Genomic DNA, 22,558 nt, shown 5'->3' with positions numbered 1-22,558 from the left:
ATGAATACACCATTTTATTCCAGGGGGCTCCGCTTTGAATGTACCGGCTGTTCCCGCTGCTGCCGCCATGAACCGGGGTATGTGTTTCTTTCAGACAATGATCTTTCCCGCCTCTGTGCCGCTAAAGAACTCAGCCGCGCGGAATTCCTGGAAAAATACTGCCGAAGTGTAAATATCCACGGTTTTTCCCGCCTCAGTCTCCGGGAAAAAGATAACTATGACTGCATCTTCTGGAAAGACGGAGGCTGCAGTGTTTATGAGTCACGTCCGCTTCAGTGCAGAACCTATCCTTTCTGGGAACCCTTTTTAAACAGCAGAGAAGACTGGGAGGCCATGTCAGGAGAATGTCCGGGAGTGAACCGGGGGCGACTCTATTCTCAAAAAGAGATAGATCGTCTTCTGGAAGCCCGGCGTTCCGAAGCTCTGCTCTCTGGAGATGATGCATGAAGGTACGCTTCTGGGGAGTCCGGGGTTCCATTCCGACCCCTCTGAGCTACCAGCAGATACAAAGCCGCATTGCCGCGGTAGTCCAGCGGATAGAAGCCCACCATCTTGAAAGCCAGGAGAGCCGAGAGAGGTTTCTCCACGATCTGCCCCCTTACATAATGGGAACCGCGGGCGGAAATACAACCTGTCTTGAAGTACGTCTCAGCGATGATACCATGATCATCATCGACGCCGGCTCCGGTATCCGGGAGCTCGGCGCATTCCTTAAAAAGAGGGGAGAACACATTCGGGTATACCATGTTTTCTTTACCCATTTTCACTGGGACCATCTGCAGGGACTTCCCTTTTTTGCCCCCCAGGTTTATGACCCCCGATGCGAGATCCATTTTTACAGTCCCTTTCCGAATCTGCGGGAAATCCTCGGGAATCAGATGCGGGAACCCTATTTTCCTGTCAGCATGGAGAGCATGAAGGCTGTACTCTTTTTTCACCATCTGAAGGGAAACACCATGGATCTGGGACAGTCGTCTGTTTCCTGGAGAAAAATGAAACACCCCGGAAGTTCGTATTCCTACAAGATTCAAGAAGGCGGATCCTCCTTCATTTTTTCATCCGATACGGAACTAGTTGAAGAAGATTTCAAGGTAAATCCGGAAAACAGTTCATTCTACTCGGATGTGGATACCCTGATAATGGACAGTCAGTATACCCTGGACGAAGCAATAGAAAAATACGACTGGGGACACTCATCCTACAGCCTGGCGGTGGATTTTGCGGTTGCCTGGAAAATCCGCAGACTGTACCTTTTTCATCATGAACCCCAGTACGACGATAAGAAGATCTATTCCATCGAGCAGTCCGCCCGATGGTACCTGGATCACCAGAAAAACAGCAGCCTTGAAATCCATTCTGCTGTGGAAGGTATGGAGTTTGAAATATGACGGAACTCCCGTTTACCATGAGTTCTCGAGAAATTGTCTCTCTTTTCCTGTTTCTGAGGGCACGGGAGTCGGAACTTGATCCGGCCCTCTCCTCGTTTCATGAGCGTCTATCGGATTATCTGTACGACAGATTGTCAATCGACGAAATGGAGAACCTGAAGGAACTCTACGCCCAAAAGATTGATGTTCTGGAACAAAAAGGCTAAATTTACACAGGTCCAACAATATCGGAGGGATACATGCGCAGGTACAAATTTTATCTCTTTGTAATGATAGTGGCGGCAGTTACCGCTCTTAGTCCGCTGTATGGTGATTTTAATCCTCCTCCCGGAGAAGAGAGTTATTTCCGCATGCTCTCCCCATGGACCCTGGGGACAGGCCCCTCCCTGGTTTCCACGGAAGCTCCCGCCGCAGCAACGTGGAACCCCGCGTCTGCAGCCGCCGTTCAAAGGATGACCTTCGATATCGGGTACGTTGCCATCTATGATACTGAATATGACGAAGGCATAGCCGGCCATGCCGTCAACCTGGGGAACTCTATTCCCAGCAAGCTGGGAGTATTCAGCTGGTCGGGACACCTTGTCAGCAGTGAATATGAAGGCATCGATCTCGGAACCATGGGTGCCCTCAATCTTGGTTTTGCCAAGGATGTCTATGAAGATCTCTATGTCGGAACCGGACTCAATGTATACCTGGGTTCCAGCGATTCCTTTGACTGGGGTACCACCCTGGATGTCGGTTTTATCCATTTTCCCGCCAGCTACAGAGGACTCAACAATTTTCGCTGGGGACTGACAGCCAAGGATGTCGGTATATGGTATAACCCTTCCGACGACTATACTGCCGTTCCATCCCCCTTTACGCTGATAGCCGGTGCGGCCTTTACTCCGGTAGAAAAAGACGGATTTGCCCTGGATCTCAGTTCTGACTTTATTCTGCCCAGCGTACAGAACCTTCGCTGGAATCTCGGACTTCTTGCGCATGTCGATAATTTCCTGCAGGTTGGAGTCTCCTCCGCTCTTGATGCCCGTTCCATTTTTGACGGCGATTTTGAAGCGTACCGTTTTATTCCCTCCTTCGGACTGCGGTTCTCCTTCCAGACCAGCCTCTCCGGAGGAGACCTGATAGATCTCTCCGGGCGCGGATGGGATCGTGGAGATATTCAGCCTCATTTTGGAATCGCACCCCTTTCCAACGGTGCCTGGGGCGCGGGGGTGGGCGTTACCCTTCCATTGGGTATAATAGATGAGGAAGCCCCGAAAATTGATATCGATCTTGGTGATCTTCCCTACAGGGAATCCCGGGATGAAAGCCCGGAAGAGAACACCGAGGATTCCGTATCCCTGATCGAGCAGCCCTACGGGGACTCCATAATAAGTCTCCTGAAGACCCCGCAGTCGATAAAGGGCCTGAGCGGAAAAGAGAATACAACCAAGAACCACAAGTCTCGACAGCTGGTCCAGCAGGAAAACACCAAGGAAGACAAGTCTGCAGAAAAAAATGTCCTGCATAAAATTCCCGACGCTGTATATCTGTCCCCCAACAACGACGGAGTGCAGGATGATCTCTCCTTTCCGTTTACTATCCGTGACACCCGGTATATCAAGGGTTATGCTCTGGAAATCAGGGACGAAGAGGGCACTATTGTCAGGAGTATCGGAAACAAGGAAGAGAGACCCCAGGAAATCACCTTCAAGGATATTCTCCGCCGCTTCTTTCAAAAAAAGAGCGGAATACCCATCCCGGAAACCCTGCGCTGGGACGGAACAACGGAAGACGGTTCCGTCGCTCCGGACGGGGTATATTATTTTTCCCTCCAGGCCTGGGACGACAATAACAACCGGTCCCGGACAGAACCGTATCCCCTGGTAATCGATACCAGGAATCCGGAAGTTGATATCCAGGGGATCCCCCCCCTGGACCTGATTTTTTCTCCCAACGACGACGGGCTCAAGGATACCATTCGAATCAACCAGAGCGGGACCCTGGAAGAGCTGTGGGACATCGAGATAACCGGAAGCGATGGCAGAAACGTGTTCACAACAAAATACCGCGACCAGGAACCCGGGGACCTTGTCTGGGGCGGAACGAATGATTCCGGAAACCTTGTGGCCGACGGGGTCTATACATATACCATCAGCAGTACCGACCGGGCCGGTAACTCGGTTTCCCGTTCGGTTGAAAATATCATAGTGGATACCCAGCCCCGGCCGGTTTCCATTTCCATCGATTCCGCCTGGTTTTCCCCCAACGGAGACGGCGTAAAGGATACTGTTCTTTTCGGTCTGGACATCCCGACCCCGGAATCCCTTGTCAGCTGGCAGCTTGAAGTCCTTAACGGTGCCGGCAGGGTGGAGTGGAGCAGATCCGGGACCAGCGACCCGCCGTCCACTTACAGTTTTAACGGTCGGAACAACAATGGTGCTCTTCTGCCGGAGGGAAGTTATACCGCCAGGATATCCGGTGTATATCGCAACGGAAATTCACCGAGCAAAATTTCGCCGGTCTTTACCCTGGATATAACGGCTCCGGCTGCAACGGTGGCGGCGTCGCCCCAGATATTCTCTCCGGACGGAGACGGCAATCGGGACACCCTTACCATTACCCAGGATGCGAGTGTCGAACATGAATGGCTCGGTCAGATCGTCGACACTGACAACCGGGTGATCCGGGAGTACCGGTGGATTGACCAACCCGAATCGGAGATTATCTGGAACGGAACCTCGGAAGAGGGTTCAATTACCGAAGACGGCGATTACCGCTACATTCTGAGCTCCACAGACAGAGCTGGCAACTCCTTTTCCGCAGAGAGCCGCAGCATACGACTCAGCACAAAGGAGACTGTGGTCGCCATCTTCACCGATACGGATGCCTTCTCGCCCAATGGCGACGGAATCAAGGATGAAATCCTGATTAAACCAAATGTAAGAGTCGCCGAGGGGGTTGAATCCTACACCATTACAATTCTCAATAGCGGGAACCAGACAGTAAAAACCTATACCGGAAGCGGTTCTCTTGCCGCCCAGTACCGCTGGGACGGAATCGGAGACTCCGGGGCCCGAATTCCCGACGGAAACTACAAAGCCGCGATCCGGGTGATTGACAGAAACGGAAGTATCGCCGAATCGGTTTCCACCGGCTTTGTTATGGACCGGATCGCTCCCCGGGCAGAGCTCAGCGCTGCCTACACCCTCTTTTCTCCCAACGGCGACGGACGCAGGGACCAGATTGTGCTGCGACAAAGCGGCAGTTCCGAGGAGATGTGGCAGGGGAGCATTATCAACGAGGCGGGAGACGTGGTACGCAGCTACCGCTGGAAAGAGATGCCCGGCAGCCTGACATGGTACGGACGGGATGAGATGGGCAACCAGCTTCCCGACGGTGAATACCGGTATCGGCTCAGCTCCACGGATCCCGCCGGAAACTCGGTTCTGGTGGAGCTGGATGGAATAGAGATGGACACCCGAAAAACCAGCGCCTATCTTACCGCCGACGCGTCCAGGGTTTCGCCCAACAACGATGGCAGATTCGATACCATCACCTTCTTCCCCATCGTCAACCTGCGGGACGGGATTACTGACTGGAAACTCGAAATTGTCGATGAAACTACGGGAGAGTCCTATGCGAGCTTCCAGGGACGTTCCGAGGTTCCCGACAGGATACTCTGGAACGGCACCGGCGATTCGAAGCGAGTGCGGGACGGATTGTACCGACCGCGGCTTATTGTCAACTATCTGAAAGGGGATCAGCCTCAGGCAGAACTTAAGGCCCTGCGGGTCGATGCTACATCACCTGTGGTGAGCATCCAGGCAGATCCGCTGCCCTTTTCGCCGGATAATGACGGCGTGGATGACGAAATACATTTCAGCATCGATGTAGAGGACCTGAGCCCCATCGAAACCTGGAAATTTGAAATATTCGATCGGGAGATGAACCTCTTTACAAGCTTTTCCGGAACCGGAATGCCCGCGGAGGAACTGATCTGGGACGGCCGATCGAACAGCGGAGAACTGGTCATATCGGCCGAGGATTATCCTTTCCGCTTTACCATTCACGATGATCTTGCAAACACAAGTGTGGTAAACGGGAAAATACCTGTGGATGTTCTGGTTATCCGTGACGGAAACAAGCTCAAAATACAGATTGCCTCAATCGTTTTTGAGCCGAACAGTGCACAGTATTCCGAACGGGATGAGGAGACGGCAGCCAAAAACATGTTTGTCCTCGATCGCATTGCCGAGATACTCAACAAGTACAGGAATTATCGGATAACCATCGAGGGACACGCCAACCCGATCTACTTCAATGATCCCGTCCGGGGTCCTGTGGAGGAAGAACAGGAGCTGAAACCCCTATCAGAGGAACGGGCAAAAACTGTACGGGAGTCTCTCGTTGAACGGGGCATTCACCCCGCCAGAATGAATGTGGCAGGTATGGGGGGAACCAGGACCATAGCTGACCCGGGAGACCGAAGCGTCAACTGGAAAAACCGGCGAGTGGAGTTTGTACTCGAGAAATGAGATATCTACTTCGTGTTCTGATTGCGGCTCTGCTGGTCCTGACTGTTTCAGGGGCGGCAGCCGGCGGAGCCGCGCTTTACTATACAAAGGCCCCGGATACATCGCCGGGGGATGCCTTTTTCCGGGTACGTCCCGGCGATTCCCTCGGCATAATCGCCGAACAGCTGGAGAACCGCGGATTTATCCGATCAGCTCTTGCTCTGAGATTATATGCCAGGATAATGAAAACCGACGATGATCTTCAGACCGGTTACTACAGTCTGCCACCAGGTGCATCGATGTTTGAAGTCCACGATATCCTGCTTACGGGTAAACAGTTTCTTGTTCAGGTTACAATTCCCGAGGGCCTGACTCTGCGGAGGATCGCTCAGATCCTGGAGGAAAAAGGTATAGTTAAAGCTGATGATTTCATCGCCGCCGCACAATCCCGGTCTCTCCTCGACGAACTTGGAATACCCGGGAACTCTCTTCAGGGCTACCTTTATCCGGATACCTATCGAATGCCCCTTGATACAGCCCCCGAATCCGTTCTGCGCCACATGGCAGGAACCTTCTTCGGAAAGCTGGAGGAATCGGGAATCCGGCGCGAAGACTATGCTCCGGAAGAGCTGCATGAGACCGTCATACTGGCCTCCATTGTGGAACGGGAATATCGCCTTCCGGAAGAAGCGCCTCTGATAGCTTCGGTATTCAAAAACAGGCTCGAGATCCGTATGCCCCTGCAGTCATGCGCTACTGTCGTGTATGTCCTGACAGAGGAAATGGACAGGCCGCATCCGGAATTCCTGACCTACCGGGACCTTGAAGTATCCTCGGACTTCAATACCTACCGGCACTACGGACTGCCTCCCGCGCCCATATGTAATCCCGGAAGAACAGCGCTGCAATCCGCCTTTTCTCCTGCGGATACGGATTATCTCTACTTTCTCGTGGAGGACCCCGAGATCGGACGCCATCGCTTTACAACTACCCTGTCGGAACACAACCAGGCCAAGCAGCTTTATATAAAGGGCAGATAAATCGGCATGGCTATTTCCCACGCGGTAATCAATGAGATAAGCGACAAAACCTCCATGGTGGATCTTGTATCCGAGTATACAAGCCTCAGGTTTTCCGGCGGTCAGTACAGCGGTTTATGTCCCTTCCATTCGGAAAAAACCCCCTCCTTTTCGGTGAATGAAGAAAAGAAGCTCTTCTACTGCTTCGGCTGCCACAAGGGAGGAAACCTTTTTCAGTTCGTCATGGAGATGGAGAGCCTGAATTTTTCCGAGGCTGTGCATTACCTCGGACAGCGGGCAGGGGTCGAGATCCTGGAGGAAAAGGACAGGCAAAACCAGAGCAGGGTGGGAGCGCTCTTTGATCTTTACGCCGGAGTAACCCGGAGTTTTCACTATCTTCTGAAGGAAACAGGAACGGGGAAAAAAGCCCTGGACTATCTGTATGCCCGGGGTTTTTCTGATGATATAATCGATACCTTTCAGCTGGGATACGCTCCTCAGGACCCCAACTGGCTGTATGATTTCCTGAAAAAAAAGGGATACTCCTCTGACTTTCTGGCGGAATCCGGACTCTTCTCCCGCAACGATTCCCGGTATCCTCTTTTTCGCAACCGCCTTATAATCCCCATAGCCTCGACCCAGGGCAGAGTAATAGCCTTCGGAGGACGACTGCTGGAGGGGGAGGGACCCAAATACCTGAACAGCCCGGAGACCCCGATCTTCAGGAAGAGCAGAACCCTCTTCGGTCTTGATAAAGCAGTAAAGGCTGTTCGCAGTTCAGGTCGTTTCTTTCTCTGCGAAGGGTATATGGATGTGATGGCCCTTTACCAGGCCGGAATCCCTGAGTCCCTGGCACCCCTGGGTACTTCCTTCACCCAGGACCAGGCGAATCTTTTAAAACGCTATGCAGACAGGGGCATCCTTCTTTTCGACAATGATGACGCCGGTCAGGCCGCCGCAGCCAAATCGATTGTTCTCTGTGCAAAGTCCGGTATCGAGACATCCATAGCCGCTGTCGCCGGAGGAAAAGATCCCGCGGATATCCTTGAAAAAGAGGGTGGTCAGGCGTTGCAAAAATTATTACAATATACTATAAATAGCCTTGATTATCTTGTGGAAAAGGCCATGGCCCGTTTTTCCGCAGGCACCCCGGAAGGAAAGCACCGCATTCTTTCCGATCTTGCACCCTTTATAGAGGCGCAGGACTCAGCTGTTAAACGGGACGGGTACCTTGGACGCCTGTCCGATATGTTGGAGGTCAACGTTACTGCACTAACTGCTGATCTTTCGCAAAAAACTACGCCGTCTCGAGAGGTTCCGCGGGAGCAGAAAGATCCGGAGCGAATTGGTTCGGATCTTTTCCTCATGTTAGGTGCAGCTGCTTACCCCGAGCATTTCCCCTTTATCCGGCAGTATGTTAACGCAGACGACCTGAAGGATGCCCGCGCACGACAGCTGTTTATTATTCTGGAAGATGCCTTCAGGCGGGACGAACTGGATATGAATGCTATTGCCCAAAATGTCGATAATGAAGAAGTTCGAGGCTTGATTTTTGATAAAGCTTTTTCGGGCGAACTTGGACCCGATCCAAAACTGGTTCTTCAGGAAGCACTGCGCAGGGTCAGGTACGGAGCGCTTGCCCGAAGACAGAAGGATGTTATTCGGGCGCTGGACAGGGCCGAACGCAATGGCGTCTCCCGTGAAGAGCTGAAGAGTTTACTGACAGAGAAAATGTACCTGACCGATGAATTGCAGAAACTAAGGGTGAGACAGGCATGACAGAGCTGATCAATGATCCAGCTATTACCAAGCTTTTGGAATACGCAAAAAAGAAAAAGAAGATCACCTATGATGAGGTTAACGACTTTCTACCCGAAGAGATTGTCAACTCAGAAAAAATCGAGGATGTGTTCAGTCTGCTGGAACAGTATCATGTCGAAATTGAGGAGGATAATCTGGATTTGAATATGCCTTCCATCGCTGAAGAAGACGAAGTGGAAGATGTCACCCTTGAGGATGATTCCGAAGAATTATCCGATGACTACGAAGAGTCAGAGGACATCGAAGAAACCGAAGAACATGAAGAGGATATGGAAAAGACAAAAGTCGCCGCTTCAAAAAAACGCGTTGTTCTCGGTGACAAGGATTCCGCCATAGATGATCCCATCCGCCTCTATCTGCGGGAAATAGGAAAGGAAAACCTTCTGACCGCCGAGCAGGAAGTCGAGCTTTCCAAGCGCATGGAGGATGGTGAGAATATCATCAAACAGGTGGTAAAAGCCTCCGGGCTTATAATCCCCGAGATTTTTCACCTTATCCAGAAAACCTTCTCCAAGGTTGATCCCAGAGAGATGGATCTTTCAAAGAAGGAGATTTCCGAACTGCTGGCTGAGCGGAGGAGGCTGAACCAGTTTTACCGTGAACCCCTTCGGGTTCTTGCTCCCGGTATCCGGCAGTACATCGACCAGAAGAACAAGCTTGTATCTCTTGGAGAAGACATTCTGACCAGCTCGGAGCTGGCGGCAAAACGGTCAGGCCTGATAAAGAAGATTGCCGGTATCGACCTCCACCAGGAAGAGATCCTGCTTTTATCGGATAAATTTTCCAATGCGGAAAAAAAGATAAAACGCTATCGTAAGGAGCAGCAGAGAATCGAGAGGCGCCTGAGGGTCAGCAGTACCAGAGAACTGAGAACCATGGGCCGCGGTCTGGCGATTCCTGATGAACGCAGGAGAATTGAATCGGATCTCGAGCTCAGCGCCGATGAAATAAAAGAAAAGATCCGTCAGATTCAGATTACCGAAAAGAAACTGAGGAACCTTGAGATTGAGTTCGAAGAGAATATAGAGTCCATCCTCGAACATGCTGAACGTATATCGAAGGGTCAGCATATGATGAAGGGAGCCAAGGATAAGCTGATTCAGGCTAACCTGCGACTGGTTGTAAGTATTGCAAAGAAATACACCAACCGGGGACTGCATTTCTTCGATCTTGTTCAGGAAGGCAATATAGGGCTTATAAAGGCGGTTGAAAAATTTGAATACCGCAAGGGCTACAAGTTTTCCACCTATGCCACCTGGTGGATCAGGCAGGCAATAACCCGTTCGATCTCAGACCAGGCAAGGACGATCAGGGTTCCTGTTCACATGATTGAACAGATAAACAAGGTGGTACGGGAATCCAGACAACTCATGCAGGTTCTTGGCCGGGAACCCTCCGACGAAGAAGTAGCTGAGCGTCTGGGGTGGTCCGTGGCCAGGGTAAAATCCGTCAAGAACGTTGCCCGGGAACCTATATCTCTCGAGACACCCATTGGTGAGGAGGAGGACTCCCTGCTTGGTGATTTCATCGAGGACAAGGATATAGAGAATCCGGCGAGCCAGACAGCTTTTAAACTGCTGCAGGAACAGCTTCAGGACGTGCTGTACACCCTTCCTCCCCGGGAACAGGAGGTTCTGAAGATGAGATTCGGCCTTGAGGACGGATACTCCCTGACCCTTGAAGAGGTCGGTCTCTACTTTAATGTAACCAGAGAAAGAATACGCCAGATCGAAGCAAAAGCACTCCGTCGATTACGCCATCCAAAGCGTAGCCGGCGGCTCAAAGACTATATCGATAACTAAATAAATTACTATACGAGGGCAATAAGCATTATGATGACCGAGGTTTTTGACAAATTACGTACCCTGCAGGATATTCTTTCGCAGAAGTACGAAATTGAACGGGAAATCCATGATATTCCCAAGGCGCTGACCACCAAAACCGAACTGTTGAACCGTCTCAAGAAATCGTATATCGAGAAAAATGCCAAACGAGAGCGGATTAACGAAAAAATCAAGTCTCTGCGTATCAAGCTCTCCGACGCTGAAACCCAGCGTGAGACCTATGAGAAGCAGATGGACCAGATTACCACTCAGCGTGAATACGAAGCCCTCGATAAAGAAATCCGTGACGCGACAGAAAAGGAACAGCAGCTGCGCAAGGACATTCTGCGGGAAGAGAAGGAACTTGAAGAGATCAATGCAACCCTCGAGCGGGAAGAGAGCATGATACAGCTCCAGGAAGAGGAACTCTCGGCGGAGCAGGAAAAGATAAAAAATGAGAGCGCCCAGAAGGAAGAGGTCCTCAAGCAGCTTGAATCTGAAGAGAAGGATGTTATTCCCGGATTGGACGAGGACATTCTCTTCAAATTCGAGAGAATTATTCGGTCAAAATCCGGTGTCGGTATTGTTCCGGTAAAAGCATCCGTTTGTACCGGATGTCACATGCAGCTTCCTTCGCAATTTGTGAATGATGTTCGCAACGGGGAGAAGATTCTTTTTTGTCCTTACTGCAGCAGGATTCTTTTTTACAGCGAATCAGAAATCGCTGAGGACGCATACTATTTCCAGGATGAGGACACTGGCAGTCTGGCAGACCTTGTCGATTCCGAGGAGTAGGGGTAAACTACATAGCTGAAGCAGACCAGATAGTCGCCGCAGTTTTTTAACTGCGGAGGAAAGTCCGGGCTCCGCAGAACAGGATGCCGGGTAACTCCCGGGCTGCATAGTGTTTCTGATGAAGTACAATGCAGACAGAAAGTGCCGCAGAAAATATACCGCCTGACTACTGAACCTTTGGTTTGGTTGTCAGGTAAGGGTGAAAAGGCGGGGTAAGAGCCCACCGCTTCCAGGGTAACCTGGAGGGCATGGTAAACCTCATCCGGAGCAAAGCCATACAGCAGACGGGTGGTTCGCCCAGAGTCTGCGGGTAGGCTGCATCAGGCTGCCGGTAACGGCAGTCACAGATAGATGGCTATCCACGACAGAATCCGGCTTACAGGTCTGCTTCTTTATTTTATATACGAGGCAACGATGCAACTACCAAAGGATCGGTTCAACTTTTCGCGTGCATCCCAGGGGTACGGAAGGCGTAAAAGCGGTCTTAAGATGCTTGTTTCCGGCATTGTTGTTGTTCTTTCCATAACTGTCGGTGCGCTTTCCATAAACAAGATTATGCAGGTCAATGGAAACGAGCTGAGCATGCGGGAGGAACTGAAACTCCTCTGGGAACAGATGAATTATGAACAGATAAATCTTCGCTGCGAGGAAATCCTGGATTCATCTCCGCTTAATCCGGAAGCTCTTATCTATAATGGTTTTTCCTTTTTTTACCGCGGGGTTGCAAAGTTTACCCTGGAAGACAAAATCCCCCTTTTTGATCAGGCAATAAAACACCTCAGGCTTGCAGACCTCGCGGAAGACTACCCCCTGAAGGGAAGCGTCCATTATATTCTGGCAAAAACATATTACCACAAAGGTCGTTATTACTCTGATCTTGCGATAGATTATATGCTGAGTTCCCTTGAATTGGGGTACCAGGGGGCAGACAGTTACGAGTACCTTGGTCTTGCGTACTCTGAACTCGGGGAGTACGGCAAGAGTGTAGAATATTTTGAGAAATCCCTTGATCAAAATCCATCCGATACTTTATATCTTGTTCTTGGACAGACCTATTTCTCGATGGAAGAGTTTTCCCGGGCTGAAGAAACCCTCCTGCGCTGCCTGAATGCAACGACTGATGTGGCTACGCAGCAAAAGGCCCGGTTTCTGCTGGGCAGGATATACATGAATCGTGAGGAATATCTGAAGGCTGAAAAGCAGTATCGAGAGATACTGGCGATCAACAGGAATTCAGCGGATTCATATTTTTATTTGGGCTCGATTTATGATGAATTGAATGATACTATCAAAGCGCGCGCTGAGTGGCGGAAGGCGCTTGAGATTGACCCGACGCACCATGGAGCGCGTCAGAAACTTTACAACTAATGCTGGAGGATTCCTAATGGGAGCTTTTAATATCGCCGACGCGTTTTCCACTGAAATTGGTATAGATCTTGGTACCTGCAATACCCTTATCTATGTCAGGGGTAAAGGTATTGTAATCAGTGAACCCTCCGTAGTCGCCGTTGAACGGGGAACAAAAAAAGTCGTAGCCGTCGGTGTTGAAGCAAAAAGAATGCTCTGGAAGACTCCCGGGGATATTATTGCGATCCGGCCGCTCCGGGACGGAGTCATCGCGGACCTTGAGACCACCGAAAAAATGATCCGCTACTTTATCAGTAAAGTACTGCCCCGGCGTTGGTTCGTCAAACCGAGAATGGTCATAGGTGTTCCCACCTGTATCACCGAAGTTGAGCGCCGGGCAGTCGAAGAAGCGGCATATAAGGCAGGCGCCAGAGAGGTAAAGGTCATCGAGGAATCCCTTGCCGCTGCCATTGGAGCCAAGATTCCCATATTTGAACCCGCAGGGCACATGATCTGCGATATTGGGGGCGGGACAACAGAAATTTCTGTTATCTCCCTGGGCGGAATGGTCGTAAGCAAGGCCATCCGTATTGGGGGAGATGAGTTTGATGAAGCTATAATCAAACACGTCAGAAACGTTCACAACCTGATTGTGGGTGAGCAGACCGCAGAAAACCTGAAGATCAAGATTGGAAATGCAATTGCTGATAAAACCATAGAGAAGATGGAGATTAAAGGTACGGATGCAATAACGGGCCTGCCCCGCCGGCTTGAGATAGACTCGGTAGAGGTACGGGAAGCCCTTCAGGAACCGATCAACGCCGTAATCGAAGAGATAAAGAGAACTCTGGGACAAACCCCTCCGGAACTCGCAGCGGATATCGTTGAACGCGGGATCGTCATGACCGGAGGAGGCTCGCTCCTCAAGGGTCTGCCCAAGCTCATCAGCAAAGAAACCGGCGTGCCCGTTATACTGGCGGAGGACCCTCTTCTGTGCGTGGCCAACGGAGCGGGGATGTATTTTCAGCATACAAAGGATATGGCGAGCAACCAGACAATCTATAATAATCTGAATTCGTAAGCCTTATGAACGAAAATGGTTTTCTCTTCAAGCGCCGAAGGGGTTTAACACTCCTTGCGGCCTTATTTTTAAGCCTGGTGATTCTCGTGGTGGACACAAAGTCCTTTTCAATAAATCCCGCACAATTCGGGTATTCCGTACTTTCCACCTTCCAGATCGGATTTGCAGGGGTCAAGAACTTTTTCCGCGAAACTGCAAACTCCATCACGGAATTGAAGATGCTGAAAAGCGAATATGAAGCTCTCCGGGAAAAAATGGAGGATTATCAGCTGATCCAGAGAGATCTGGTTAATCTGCGGAGCGAGAATGAACGTCTCAGAACCCTGCTGGAATTAACGGAAGAACTGGATTATCGACATATTCCTTCAAGAATAATTGCAAAGGACCCCTCGGCATACTTCCATTCCTTTACTATTAATAAAGGGAGCCGGGACGGGATTTCCAGAGACATGCCGGTTATTGCCTATCAGCAGGGATTCCAGGGTGTCGTAGGTAAAATTCTGGAAACCGGACCCTTTACATCCAGAGTCCTCCCTCTGATCTCCGCAAACTGCTATGTCAGCAGCAGACTGCAGAACTCCCGCTTTGAAGGGCTTGTTCAGGGAGGAGGCGGAATACATCATCCAATAATCATGCGCTATGTCGTTAAGGCAGCCAGAGAAGAAATCCAGTTCGGGGATCTGGTTGAGACCTCGGGTCTCGATTCCATATATCCACCGGATATTTTTATCGGAAGGGTACGCTCAATCGGTTCCAAGGAGTGGGAACCGGATCTGGAACTTTCCATAGAACCTATTATAGATTTTTCCCGTCTGGAGTATGTCGTTGTTCTTGATATTCAGTCCCCAACTTCCGGAGAAACATCCAAATGATTCGCCATCCTGCTGTACAGATACTTATGCTGACGGGTTTACTCCTTCTGGAGACCATAATCGTCCGCGAACTGGGAATAATTGGACTTGAACCGGGGATTTATCTGGTGTTCTTTATTTTCATTGCCCATGCGCAAGGTTCGATGCGCGCAGTGCTTATTGGTTTTTGCCTGGGCCTTGCTGTGGATTTTCTGTCCGCAGCTCCTCTGGGCCTGCACAGCTTTTCCTTCAGCCTGGTCGGTTATCTGGCGGGTTCCTTGCGGGGGAAAATCTTTCTTGATCCCATTTTCATGCCCATGGTACTCATGTTTTTTGCCGGCCTGATCAACCTGCTTACCGGAACCCTGCTCATTACCATTTTTTCCATTGCAGTATCGAGCCATCCTTTCTCCGGTTCCTTTCCTTTGATGCTGTTGTTTCACGCCCTTATTTCTCCTATCTGTTTTGGACTTTTACGTCTTACCGGAATAGTGCCTTTCAATATTCGGAGTGAGGACCGATGAGTATCGGTTTTGGCGAGCGGGATAACCCATCAAACAAACTGCGCCTTTTGACTATTGGCGGTATCTTTGTGGTAAGCATCCTGATTTTCGTTCTGTATCTGTTCAGTTTACAGGTGATCAGGGCTAATGAATTCCAGCGCCGGGCTCAACAGGTCGCCCGAAGGAGTTCGATAATCTCTGCCCAGCGGGGGGAGATTTACGACCGTAACTTTGACCTTCCCCTGGCCATTAATATCCCATCCTTCGCGGTGAACGTCATACCTGCGGAGCTTTCCAGGGCGGATCGCAAACTGATTTTTCCAAGGCTGGCCGAGGTCCTTGATCTGACGGTCGAACAGATTGAAGGAAGAATTCTGCCTTCCTATGATCACCTGTATCAGCCCGTAGAGGTCGCGTCGGGTGTCGATCTGAGGACCATCAGTTATCTTGCAGAACACATAGATGATTTTCCCGGTATTACCTGGAACAACAAATCAATTCGTTCCTACACCGTGCCGGGTTCTTTGTCGCACATCATCGGCTATGTAGGTGATATTACCAGGGAAGAGCTTCAGGTTCTGTATAACCAGGGATACTCCCAGTCTTCAACTCTTGGAAAGAGCGGAATTGAAAAAGTATACGACAAGCTGCTTAGGGGAACTGACGGAATTCGATATTCCACCGTGGATGTCAGGGGCAGAAGGGTTTTTCAGCCCGGCGTGGATGTGCAGGCCCCCGTTTCCGGCAACAACCTCGTTCTTACAATAGACCGCAGGATTCAGAAACTGGTGGAAGAAGCCCTTGGCCCCAGAGTCGGGTCTGTCGTTGTTTTAAAACCATCCACCGGGGAGATCCTTGCAATGGTATCGTATCCCTGGTTCAATCCAAACATGTTCGGAACGGAGAGGGATCCTTCCGAGTACAGAAAAACAAGCCTCGACCCCCGTTTTCCCTTTCTCAACAGGGCTATCCAGGCCTCCTATGCCCCAGCGTCGGCCTTCAAGACCGTTATGACAACGGCAATTCTGGAAGAGAAGGTGTTTCCTCCTGAACAGAAAATAGATTGCCCCGGCTATCTGCGTATCGGAAATCGGGTTTTCAACTGTCACAAAAAGACAGGTCATGGCCCCCTTGATCTGAAAGGAGGACTCGCTGAATCCTGTAATGTCTACTTCTGGACCGTTGGACTCCGCTACCTTGGCGTTGATCGTATAATAAACTTCTCCCAGCAGTTTGGTTTTGGACAGACGACGAATGTCGACCTTCCGGGAGAAACCGCAGGGAGGGTGCCGAGCCCGCAATGGAAAGAAGAGACATTTAATGTAAAATGGGTGGGTGGAGATACAGCCAATATATCAATAGGGCAGGGCGACCTGCTTGTTACTCCTGTACAGATGGCGAACATGATGGCCATGGTAGTCAACGAAGGTATTATTTACCGGCCGCATTTTCTAAAGGAAATACGGGATCCTGTTTCAGGATCAGTTGTTGAAGAACAGGAACCGGAAATACTACAACAGTCAACGATTAATCCGGAGGTCTTTAAAAAGGTTCAGGAATATCTTCGCGGTGTAATCGTCGATGGAACTGCCAAGGTGGTGTTGACAACACAGGCAGTGGAGGTGGCCGGCAAGACCGGAACCGGAGAGGCGGGATTCGAGGACCAGTGGAGTTCATGGTTTGTAGCCTACGCACCCTTCAACGGACCTCCTGAAGATCAAGTGGTAGTGGCAATTAATGTTGAAGCAGTAAATGATTGGGAATGGTGGGCACCAAAGGCGGCAAATATTATTTTCCAGGGGATATTTGCAGACGAGGATTTCAAACAGGCAGTAAAGTCCTTACGCTGGCAGTGGATGTTTCCCGATCTTTTCAGGGATAAGCCCTGATGAAACTTCGATCATTTCTCGGCTTTGATATTTTCATTTTCCTATCCGTGATAGCCCTTATGCTTATCGGCGTTCTTTTTATATACTCATCAGGTGTTTCATCCAGCGGTATTGTTTACTCCAACGAATATATAAAGCAGATAATCTCCATATCAATCGGACTGGTACTGTGTCTCCTGTTCAGTTTTGGTAATTATTCACGCCTTGGCGAATGGTCTCTCTATTTTTATCTTGCCGGTATTCTGGTTCTGGTCTATACCCTTGTCTTTGGCAAAGTCGTCAACGGAGCCAGAGCATGGATAACCCTGGGTTCATTCCATGTGGGTCAACCGTCTGAATTAATGAAAATTCTTACAATACTCTACCTCGGATACTTTTTCGATCAGCACCGCAACTCCATCAGGAAGCTCAGCACCCTTTTCATGAGCCTGGGAATCGTTGCCCTTCCCATGGGCCTTATCCTCCTCCAGCCTGATATGGGAACAGCACTGGTATTTGTACCGATTTATCTTTTTTCGGCCTTTATTGCACTCGTACCGTTACGGTATCTTTTTTTCCTTGTCCTCAGCGGGTTCCTCACAATCATTCTCGGAATTCTCCCCGAATGGAACAGCGCAATCCTTCACAATGAAGGGTTCTTGATTCGTATTCTTACCGAGGCTTCCTTCTGGCCGTACCTGATTCTGGTGGCAGTACTGATCACCATACTATCGCTTATAGGCTTTATTTCGTATCACAGAAAATATTTTTACTGGACCGGTTTCTTTGCTTTTTCTTCTGCATTATCCTTTATCGGCGCATTTTTAATGCAAAAAGTGCTTAAGGATTATCAGATAATGCGGCTTATTGTATTTCTTGATCCGGAAATTGATCCCCGCGGGACCGGCTGGCATATTATACAATCGATTACAGCTGTAGGATCCGGAGGACTCTACGGCAAGGGTTTTTTGCAGGGGACTCAGAGCCAGTATCGATTTCTGCCCATGCAGAGTACTGACTTTATCTTTTCAATTATTGCCGAAGAGTGGGGATTCATCGGGAGTTTTCTGATTCTTCTTCTTTTTACTGTTGTTCTGCTTCGTGGAATTTATATAATTTGGACAGCGAAAGACCGATATGGAAAGATCGTTGGCGCTGGTATAGTAGGAATGCTTTTTTTTCATATGGTCGTTAATATCGGTATGACCATGGGAATTATGCCGATAACCGGGATACCTTTGCCGTTCGTTTCATACGGCGGCTCATCGATACTCAACTCCCTTATTTCCATAGGAATCCTGTTGAATATACATCAACGGCGATATCATTTCTAGTACAAGGATGTAGCATGCGTACCAATATTCTTGACGCTCTCGGCAACAGCCTGTTGTCGGTTGAAAAACCGGCACGCTATGTGGGCGGTGAATATGCCATCATCAGAAAGCCCGAGGATACGAAGTTTCGGATAGCTCTTTCATTTCCTGATCTGTATGAAATAGGCATGTCCAATTATTCCATCAGGATTCTTTATAGCATGCTGAATGCTCTGGAAGATGTCGCCTGCGAACGTGTCTTTGTTCCGGCTCCCGATTTTGAAGAGCTGTTGAACAGAAAAAACCTTCCCTTATACAGCCTTGAAAACGCCCGTCCCGTCCGGGATTTTGATATTCTGGCCTTTACCGTTGGTTATGAGCTCTCCGCTACGTCGATTCTTTCGGTTCTCGATATGGGCGGAGTGCCCCTCCGCAGCGCCGATAGAGGTCCCGGGGATCCCATAGTGGTTGCCGGTGGAAGTGCCTTGACAAATCCTGCTCCTTTATCGAATTTTCTGGATGCCGTATTCATAGGTGAAGCAGAGCAGGTCTGGAGCGAATTGATAGAACAACTGCGGGACGCAAAAACCAAAGGGGCTGGACGAAGGGAACTGCTCGAGCTGGTTCATCAGCATCCGAACATCTGGTACCCGGGAAAATCGGAAAAAACCTCTCGTGCTGTATGGCAGGGCTTCGGCTGCAATCCGTTCTTTCAAAAATTTCCTTTGCCCGGTATGAGCGCGGTACAGGATCATGGTGTTGTCGAGATAATGCGCGGATGCCCAAACGGCTGCAGATTTTGCCATGCCGGCGTCGTCTACAGGCCTCACAGGGAAAAAGAAATCGATATCATTATGGAAGAAGCGGAGTATCTTTTCCATAAATACGGTTACAGGGAGATAACCTTGTCGAGTCTTTCGACCGGGGACTATTCACAATTACAGTCTCTTGTAGACCTGCTTACAGCAAGATTTTCTGATCGTCAGGTTTCTTTCAGTCTGCCCTCTCTCAGGGTCAACAGTTTCACCCTGCCTATCCTGAATCGAATATCTGAAGTCCGTAAGAGTGGCTTGACCTTTGCCGTTGAGACTCCGGAACTTGCAGGACAACTGAGCATCAACAAGGAAGTACCGGCGGAAAGAATCATTGAAATACTCAATGCCGCGAAGAAATTCGGTTGGAGAAGCGCCAAGTTCTATTTTATGATCGGGCTTCCCCAGGATTCCGAGAGCACTCCCCAGGCCATCATCGATTACCTCGAGGAGATACGTAAAAAGACCGGAGTACGCATACATCTTACGGTTAACACCTTTATTCCCAAACCGCATACTCCTTTTCAGAGATCCTATCAGCTGAGCGAGGAAAAGGCACTCAATACAATTCACTCTATTCGGAACGGCCTGAACAGAAAGCTGTATAAATTCGGATACCATTCTCCTTTTGCCTCGATCCTCGAGGGCCTCATCTCGCGGGGGGATGAACGGGTAGGGGGCATTATAGAAAAAGCCTATTACGCGGGAGCCCGCCTGGACGCCTGGGAAGAATATCTCAATCGTGACCTGTGGCGAAAGATACTGCAGGAAGAAAGCTGGGATCCCATCAGTGAAGTCTCCCGTCCCCGGAGCGCAGATGAAGTTCTCCCCTGGGATTCCATTGATATAGGTGTACGTAAATCATACCTCGAGGCTGAATACAGACGGGCAGAAAAGGGTGAGCTTACCGACCCCTGTAAGCAGCTCTGCCGCCACAACTGCGGTGCCTGCGATGACGAAAAAGGAATTGATCTGGCACAACCTGCGTTGAATGATAAACCGGAAAATAAAGTGCAGCCTATAGAAAATGCGCGAAAATTCAAACGGTTTCTTTTCAGTTTTACGAAGGAAGGTCCCTCCAGGTTTCTTTCACATAAAAACCTTGTTACTGTTTTCCAACGGCTTTTCACCCGGCAGGAGATCCCGGTTCAGTATACCCAGGGTTTCAATCCCAAGCCTAAACTGGAGTTTGCACATCCCCTGTCTCTTGGAGTTTCGTCATACCATGAGGTTGCCATGATTTTCCTTGATGAAGATTTCGAACCCCGTGAATTCTCCCGTTTATGTAACACCTCGATGCCGGAGGGAATGAGAATTATTTCCGGAACCTTTTTCGATTTTCCCCAGGGTGTTAAATCTGTAATGTCTTATTACCATGGTTCAGATTACGAATTGAAAGTGCGAAGAAATTTTGCAGAAACACATGAACAGGAGATTCAAAACCTCTTTTCTCCACATTTAGATACTCCCCTTGAACAGGAGGAGAATTATGTGTTTCGATTTTTTTACCCCGACGGAAAAGCGGATGTAAAAGGAATCAGCCGTCTTTTACGCAGCAGCTTTACGGATAATCTTGAAGAATTTGAGCTTACCCGGATAAAAACCTATTTCAGGTCTGAACATCCGGATTCTGTTCCAGTTTCTTTGCCTGGTTCCAGTAGCGGTCCATAATTTCCAGATTCTCCTGTTTCATCTCCAATGAATTTTCCTTCATGAGACGCTCTACTTCCGAATATCGTGCAAGGAACTTTTGGTTTGTCCGGTGCAGGGCAGTCATGGGATCAACATTCAATTTGCGCGCTATGTTGACTACGGAGAAAAGCAGATCACCCAGTTCTTCTTCCGTATCGCTGTTTTTTCTCTTTTCGATGGCATTCTTCAGTTCTTCAAGTTCTTCTTCGATCTTCCTGAAAGGGCCATTGTGATCTTCCCAGTCGAATCCTTCTTTAGCCGCTCTTTTTTGAATCTTGTAGGAGCGTTCCAGGGGAGGGAAGCCTGGAGAGACGGCATGTACCCCTTTCTTCTTTTTTCTGCCTTCCAGCGTGGTTTTTATCTCGTCCCATTTTTCCTTTACTTTTTCGGGATCATCAATTTCTTCTTCTCCAAAGACATGGGGATGACGGCGTACGAGTTTCCGGCATATTTCATTGAATACATCGCCGGGGTAAAAATCACCGTTCTCCTCAGCAATTCGCATCATCATGGAGAGTATCAGGAAAACATCACCAATTTCTTCTTTTATTGATTCCTTGTCATTTTCCTGAACAGCTGTTACAGTTTCATAGCTCTCTTCAAGAAGATATTTTTTCATATCCTCCATGGTCTGCTTTCTGTCCCAGGGACATCCGTCGGGTGCTCTCAAGCGGGAGATTATAGCGTAAAGATCATTAAAGGTTTCTTTTCTATCGGTCACACCGTAAATCCTTCTTATTCCAGGCAACACTCAGGTAGACAGAATATAAATTATCGGAAGTAATGTCAGTCATCCTTTTTCTGTTTTTCGCTCAGGTTCGAGAATACCCAGATACAGATAAATGCCGTAATAAGGGGCGGGAAAATATTTACCGTCCCGTTGACCCTCGTCAGACGCGTAATAAGATCATCCAGGATATAGCCGAAGACTCCCCCGGCAAAGGAGCCTATGAGAGCAACGATCAAGGCGCCCCAGAAACGGCCGAAGATGTCCCTTTTCAGTATAAAATAAAAGAACACCGCTGTAATAAAACCTAGAAGGATATACACCAGGGCAATGTTAAAATAGTAGCTGAACATATGATGCCTGCCTTTAATTAATTTATGGTAAACATAAAATTACCCAGATAGACGGGCTTACTGTACACGTTTTGAAAAGTATCGTAAATATCAAAACCATAGGCCACTGTCCACACCGCGCAGACCAGCTCTTTTTCTGCCAGGGGTTCTGTAATACCGGGAGGAAGGTCAGAATCAGTTATATCGTAGTCCTGAAGAATTTCAGAGAAAAATATCCTTTCGCCGCCAACAGTTATTTCTTCGATCCATTTATCATCCCCCAGTTCTTCCCGTTGGAAGGATCGCCTTAAATCAAAATCGCTGCCCAGAAGATTACCGAAGGTATTTACTCCCCCAAGATCACTGAAATCAAGGGTAACAATAAAAGCATCGCCCCTGTTCCCCATTGGAATCTCCAGAATCTTGAAAAGAGAATAATTATTTGCCGTACTGTAATAACCCCGTTCGTTTTCCTTGTCGTAGGTATTCAATACCGATGTGGTAAAAAAAGCTTCCCCCAGATCATCCCAGGCATCAGTATCACCTGTACCGGCGGGTAAATTACCCGAAAGATAAAATCGATAGAAAAGCATGTATCCTAAAAAAATATCGGCGTCGTTCTCCGTGGAATTCTCGAAATTCATTATTCCGCTGTCAAAATCTACAGTCCTTCTGACAGGCGCATAC

At 49.2% G+C, this 22,558-nt stretch carries 18 protein-coding genes and 1 other RNA gene; 16 read left to right on the top strand and 3 right to left on the bottom strand.

Annotated features, from left to right (window positions below; all coding sequences use genetic code 11):
• From B4O97_RS05985 to B4O97_RS05910, 16 genes are all read left to right on the top strand, one after another.
• Window positions 1–447 (top strand): YkgJ family cysteine cluster protein, encoded by a 447-nt coding sequence (locus B4O97_RS05985; protein WP_083049170.1) that lies wholly within the window; start codon window positions 1–3, stop codon window positions 445–447.
• Window positions 444–1,388, top strand: coding sequence for an MBL fold metallo-hydrolase (locus B4O97_RS05980; RefSeq protein ID WP_083049168.1), 945 nt, complete (start codon window positions 444–446; stop codon window positions 1,386–1,388). The genes B4O97_RS05985 and B4O97_RS05980 overlap by 4 nt, the downstream gene beginning before the upstream one ends.
• Window positions 1,385–1,594 (top strand): hypothetical protein, encoded by a 210-nt coding sequence (locus B4O97_RS05975; RefSeq protein ID WP_083049166.1) that lies wholly within the window; start codon window positions 1,385–1,387, stop codon window positions 1,592–1,594. The genes B4O97_RS05980 and B4O97_RS05975 overlap by 4 nt, the downstream gene beginning before the upstream one ends.
• Window positions 1,595–1,627: 33 nt before the next feature.
• Window positions 1,628–5,908: a T9SS type B sorting domain-containing protein gene (locus B4O97_RS05970; RefSeq protein WP_083049165.1), complete on the top strand. Its 4,281-nt coding sequence runs from the start codon at window positions 1,628–1,630 to the stop codon at window positions 5,906–5,908.
• Window positions 5,905–6,927, top strand: a complete 1,023-nt coding sequence (gene mltG / locus B4O97_RS05965) for an endolytic transglycosylase MltG (RefSeq protein ID WP_083049163.1) — start codon at window positions 5,905–5,907, stop codon at window positions 6,925–6,927. The genes B4O97_RS05970 and mltG overlap by 4 nt, the downstream gene beginning before the upstream one ends.
• Window positions 6,928–6,933: 6 nt before the next feature.
• Window positions 6,934–8,685: a DNA primase gene (gene dnaG, locus B4O97_RS05960; RefSeq protein WP_083049161.1), complete on the top strand. Its 1,752-nt coding sequence runs from the start codon at window positions 6,934–6,936 to the stop codon at window positions 8,683–8,685.
• Window positions 8,682–10,529 carry an RNA polymerase sigma factor RpoD gene (gene rpoD / locus B4O97_RS05955; protein WP_083049159.1) on the top strand — a complete coding sequence of 616 codons (1,848 nt, stop codon included), beginning with the start codon at window positions 8,682–8,684 and terminating at the stop codon, window positions 10,527–10,529. The genes dnaG and rpoD overlap by 4 nt, the downstream gene beginning before the upstream one ends.
• A 30-nt stretch (window positions 10,530–10,559) precedes the next feature.
• On the top strand, window positions 10,560–11,345 hold the full coding sequence (locus tag B4O97_RS05950) for a zinc ribbon domain-containing protein (RefSeq protein ID WP_083049158.1): 786 nt from the start codon (window positions 10,560–10,562) through the stop codon (window positions 11,343–11,345).
• A gap of 17 nt (window positions 11,346–11,362) precedes the next feature.
• An RNA gene (rnpB, locus tag B4O97_RS05945) (RNase P RNA component class A) lies at window positions 11,363–11,740 on the top strand.
• 19 nt (window positions 11,741–11,759) lie between these two features.
• A complete protein-coding gene (locus tag B4O97_RS05940) occupies window positions 11,760–12,713 on the top strand; it encodes a tetratricopeptide repeat protein (RefSeq protein WP_083049156.1) in 954 nt (317 codons plus the stop codon).
• Window positions 12,714–12,729: 16 nt separating this feature from the next.
• Window positions 12,730–13,773 carry a rod shape-determining protein gene (locus tag B4O97_RS05935; protein WP_083049154.1) on the top strand — a complete coding sequence of 348 codons (1,044 nt, stop codon included), beginning with the start codon at window positions 12,730–12,732 and terminating at the stop codon, window positions 13,771–13,773.
• 5 nt (window positions 13,774–13,778) lie between these two features.
• Entirely contained in the window at window positions 13,779–14,645 is an 867-nt protein-coding gene (gene mreC, locus B4O97_RS05930; RefSeq protein ID WP_083049153.1) for a rod shape-determining protein MreC, read from the top strand.
• A complete protein-coding gene (gene mreD / locus B4O97_RS05925; protein ID WP_083049151.1) occupies window positions 14,642–15,148 on the top strand; it encodes a rod shape-determining protein MreD in 507 nt (168 codons plus the stop codon). The genes mreC and mreD overlap by 4 nt, the downstream gene beginning before the upstream one ends.
• Window positions 15,145–17,016, top strand: a complete 1,872-nt coding sequence (gene mrdA, locus B4O97_RS05920) for a penicillin-binding protein 2 (RefSeq protein ID WP_083049149.1) — start codon at window positions 15,145–15,147, stop codon at window positions 17,014–17,016. Before mreD ends, mrdA begins: the two co-directional genes overlap by 4 nt.
• The gene (rodA, locus tag B4O97_RS05915) at window positions 17,016–18,329 is read left to right on the top strand and encodes a rod shape-determining protein RodA (protein WP_083049148.1); all 1,314 of its coding nucleotides are present in this window, start codon (window positions 17,016–17,018) and stop codon (window positions 18,327–18,329) included. Before mrdA ends, rodA begins: the two co-directional genes overlap by 1 nt.
• A gap of 14 nt (window positions 18,330–18,343) precedes the next feature.
• The gene (locus B4O97_RS05910) at window positions 18,344–20,791 is read left to right on the top strand and encodes a TIGR03936 family radical SAM-associated protein (protein WP_083049146.1); all 2,448 of its coding nucleotides are present in this window, start codon (window positions 18,344–18,346) and stop codon (window positions 20,789–20,791) included.
• Here the strand turns inward: B4O97_RS05910 and mazG are convergent.
• From mazG to B4O97_RS05895, 3 genes are all read right to left on the bottom strand, one after another.
• Entirely contained in the window at window positions 20,730–21,533 is an 804-nt protein-coding gene (mazG, locus tag B4O97_RS05905; protein ID WP_083049145.1) for a nucleoside triphosphate pyrophosphohydrolase, read from the bottom strand. The genes B4O97_RS05910 and mazG overlap by 62 nt on opposite strands.
• 65 nt (window positions 21,534–21,598) lie before the next feature.
• A complete protein-coding gene (locus B4O97_RS05900; RefSeq protein ID WP_083049143.1) occupies window positions 21,599–21,892 on the bottom strand; it encodes a hypothetical protein in 294 nt (97 codons plus the stop codon).
• 17 nt (window positions 21,893–21,909) lie between these two features.
• The gene (locus B4O97_RS05895) at window positions 21,910–22,515 is read right to left on the bottom strand and encodes a hypothetical protein (protein WP_143305563.1); all 606 of its coding nucleotides are present in this window, start codon (window positions 22,513–22,515) and stop codon (window positions 21,910–21,912) included.
• Window positions 22,516–22,558 lie beyond the last annotated feature (43 nt).

Source organism: Marispirochaeta aestuarii, assembly GCF_002087085.1.
Classification (GTDB): Bacteria; Spirochaetota; Spirochaetia; order JC444; family Marispirochaetaceae; genus Marispirochaeta; species Marispirochaeta aestuarii.
The sequence above is the reverse complement of the archived record's forward strand: the minus strand, read 5'-3'. Positions and strand labels throughout refer to the sequence as shown.

Coding starts and splice junctions, on each gene's coding strand:
- B4O97_RS05985 (WP_083049170.1), top strand. CDS start 1: ATGAATACACCATTTTATTCCAGGGGGCTCCGCTTTGAATGTACCGGC.
- B4O97_RS05980 (WP_083049168.1), top strand. CDS start 444: ATGAAGGTACGCTTCTGGGGAGTCCGGGGTTCCATTCCGACCCCTCTG.
- B4O97_RS05975 (WP_083049166.1), top strand. CDS start 1,385: ATGACGGAACTCCCGTTTACCATGAGTTCTCGAGAAATTGTCTCTCTT.
- B4O97_RS05970 (WP_083049165.1), top strand. CDS start 1,628: ATGCGCAGGTACAAATTTTATCTCTTTGTAATGATAGTGGCGGCAGTT.
- mltG (WP_083049163.1), top strand. CDS start 5,905: ATGAGATATCTACTTCGTGTTCTGATTGCGGCTCTGCTGGTCCTGACT.
- dnaG (WP_083049161.1), top strand. CDS start 6,934: ATGGCTATTTCCCACGCGGTAATCAATGAGATAAGCGACAAAACCTCC.
- rpoD (WP_083049159.1), top strand. CDS start 8,682: ATGACAGAGCTGATCAATGATCCAGCTATTACCAAGCTTTTGGAATAC.
- B4O97_RS05950 (WP_083049158.1), top strand. CDS start 10,560: ATGATGACCGAGGTTTTTGACAAATTACGTACCCTGCAGGATATTCTT.
- B4O97_RS05940 (WP_083049156.1), top strand. CDS start 11,760: ATGCAACTACCAAAGGATCGGTTCAACTTTTCGCGTGCATCCCAGGGG.
- B4O97_RS05935 (WP_083049154.1), top strand. CDS start 12,730: ATGGGAGCTTTTAATATCGCCGACGCGTTTTCCACTGAAATTGGTATA.
- mreC (WP_083049153.1), top strand. CDS start 13,779: ATGAACGAAAATGGTTTTCTCTTCAAGCGCCGAAGGGGTTTAACACTC.
- mreD (WP_083049151.1), top strand. CDS start 14,642: ATGATTCGCCATCCTGCTGTACAGATACTTATGCTGACGGGTTTACTC.
- mrdA (WP_083049149.1), top strand. CDS start 15,145: ATGAGTATCGGTTTTGGCGAGCGGGATAACCCATCAAACAAACTGCGC.
- rodA (WP_083049148.1), top strand. CDS start 17,016: ATGAAACTTCGATCATTTCTCGGCTTTGATATTTTCATTTTCCTATCC.
- B4O97_RS05910 (WP_083049146.1), top strand. CDS start 18,344: ATGCGTACCAATATTCTTGACGCTCTCGGCAACAGCCTGTTGTCGGTT.
- B4O97_RS05900 (WP_083049143.1), bottom strand. CDS start 21,892: ATGTTCAGCTACTATTTTAACATTGCCCTGGTGTATATCCTTCTAGGT.
- B4O97_RS05895 (WP_143305563.1), bottom strand. CDS start 22,515: ATGAATTTCGAGAATTCCACGGAGAACGACGCCGATATTTTTTTAGGA.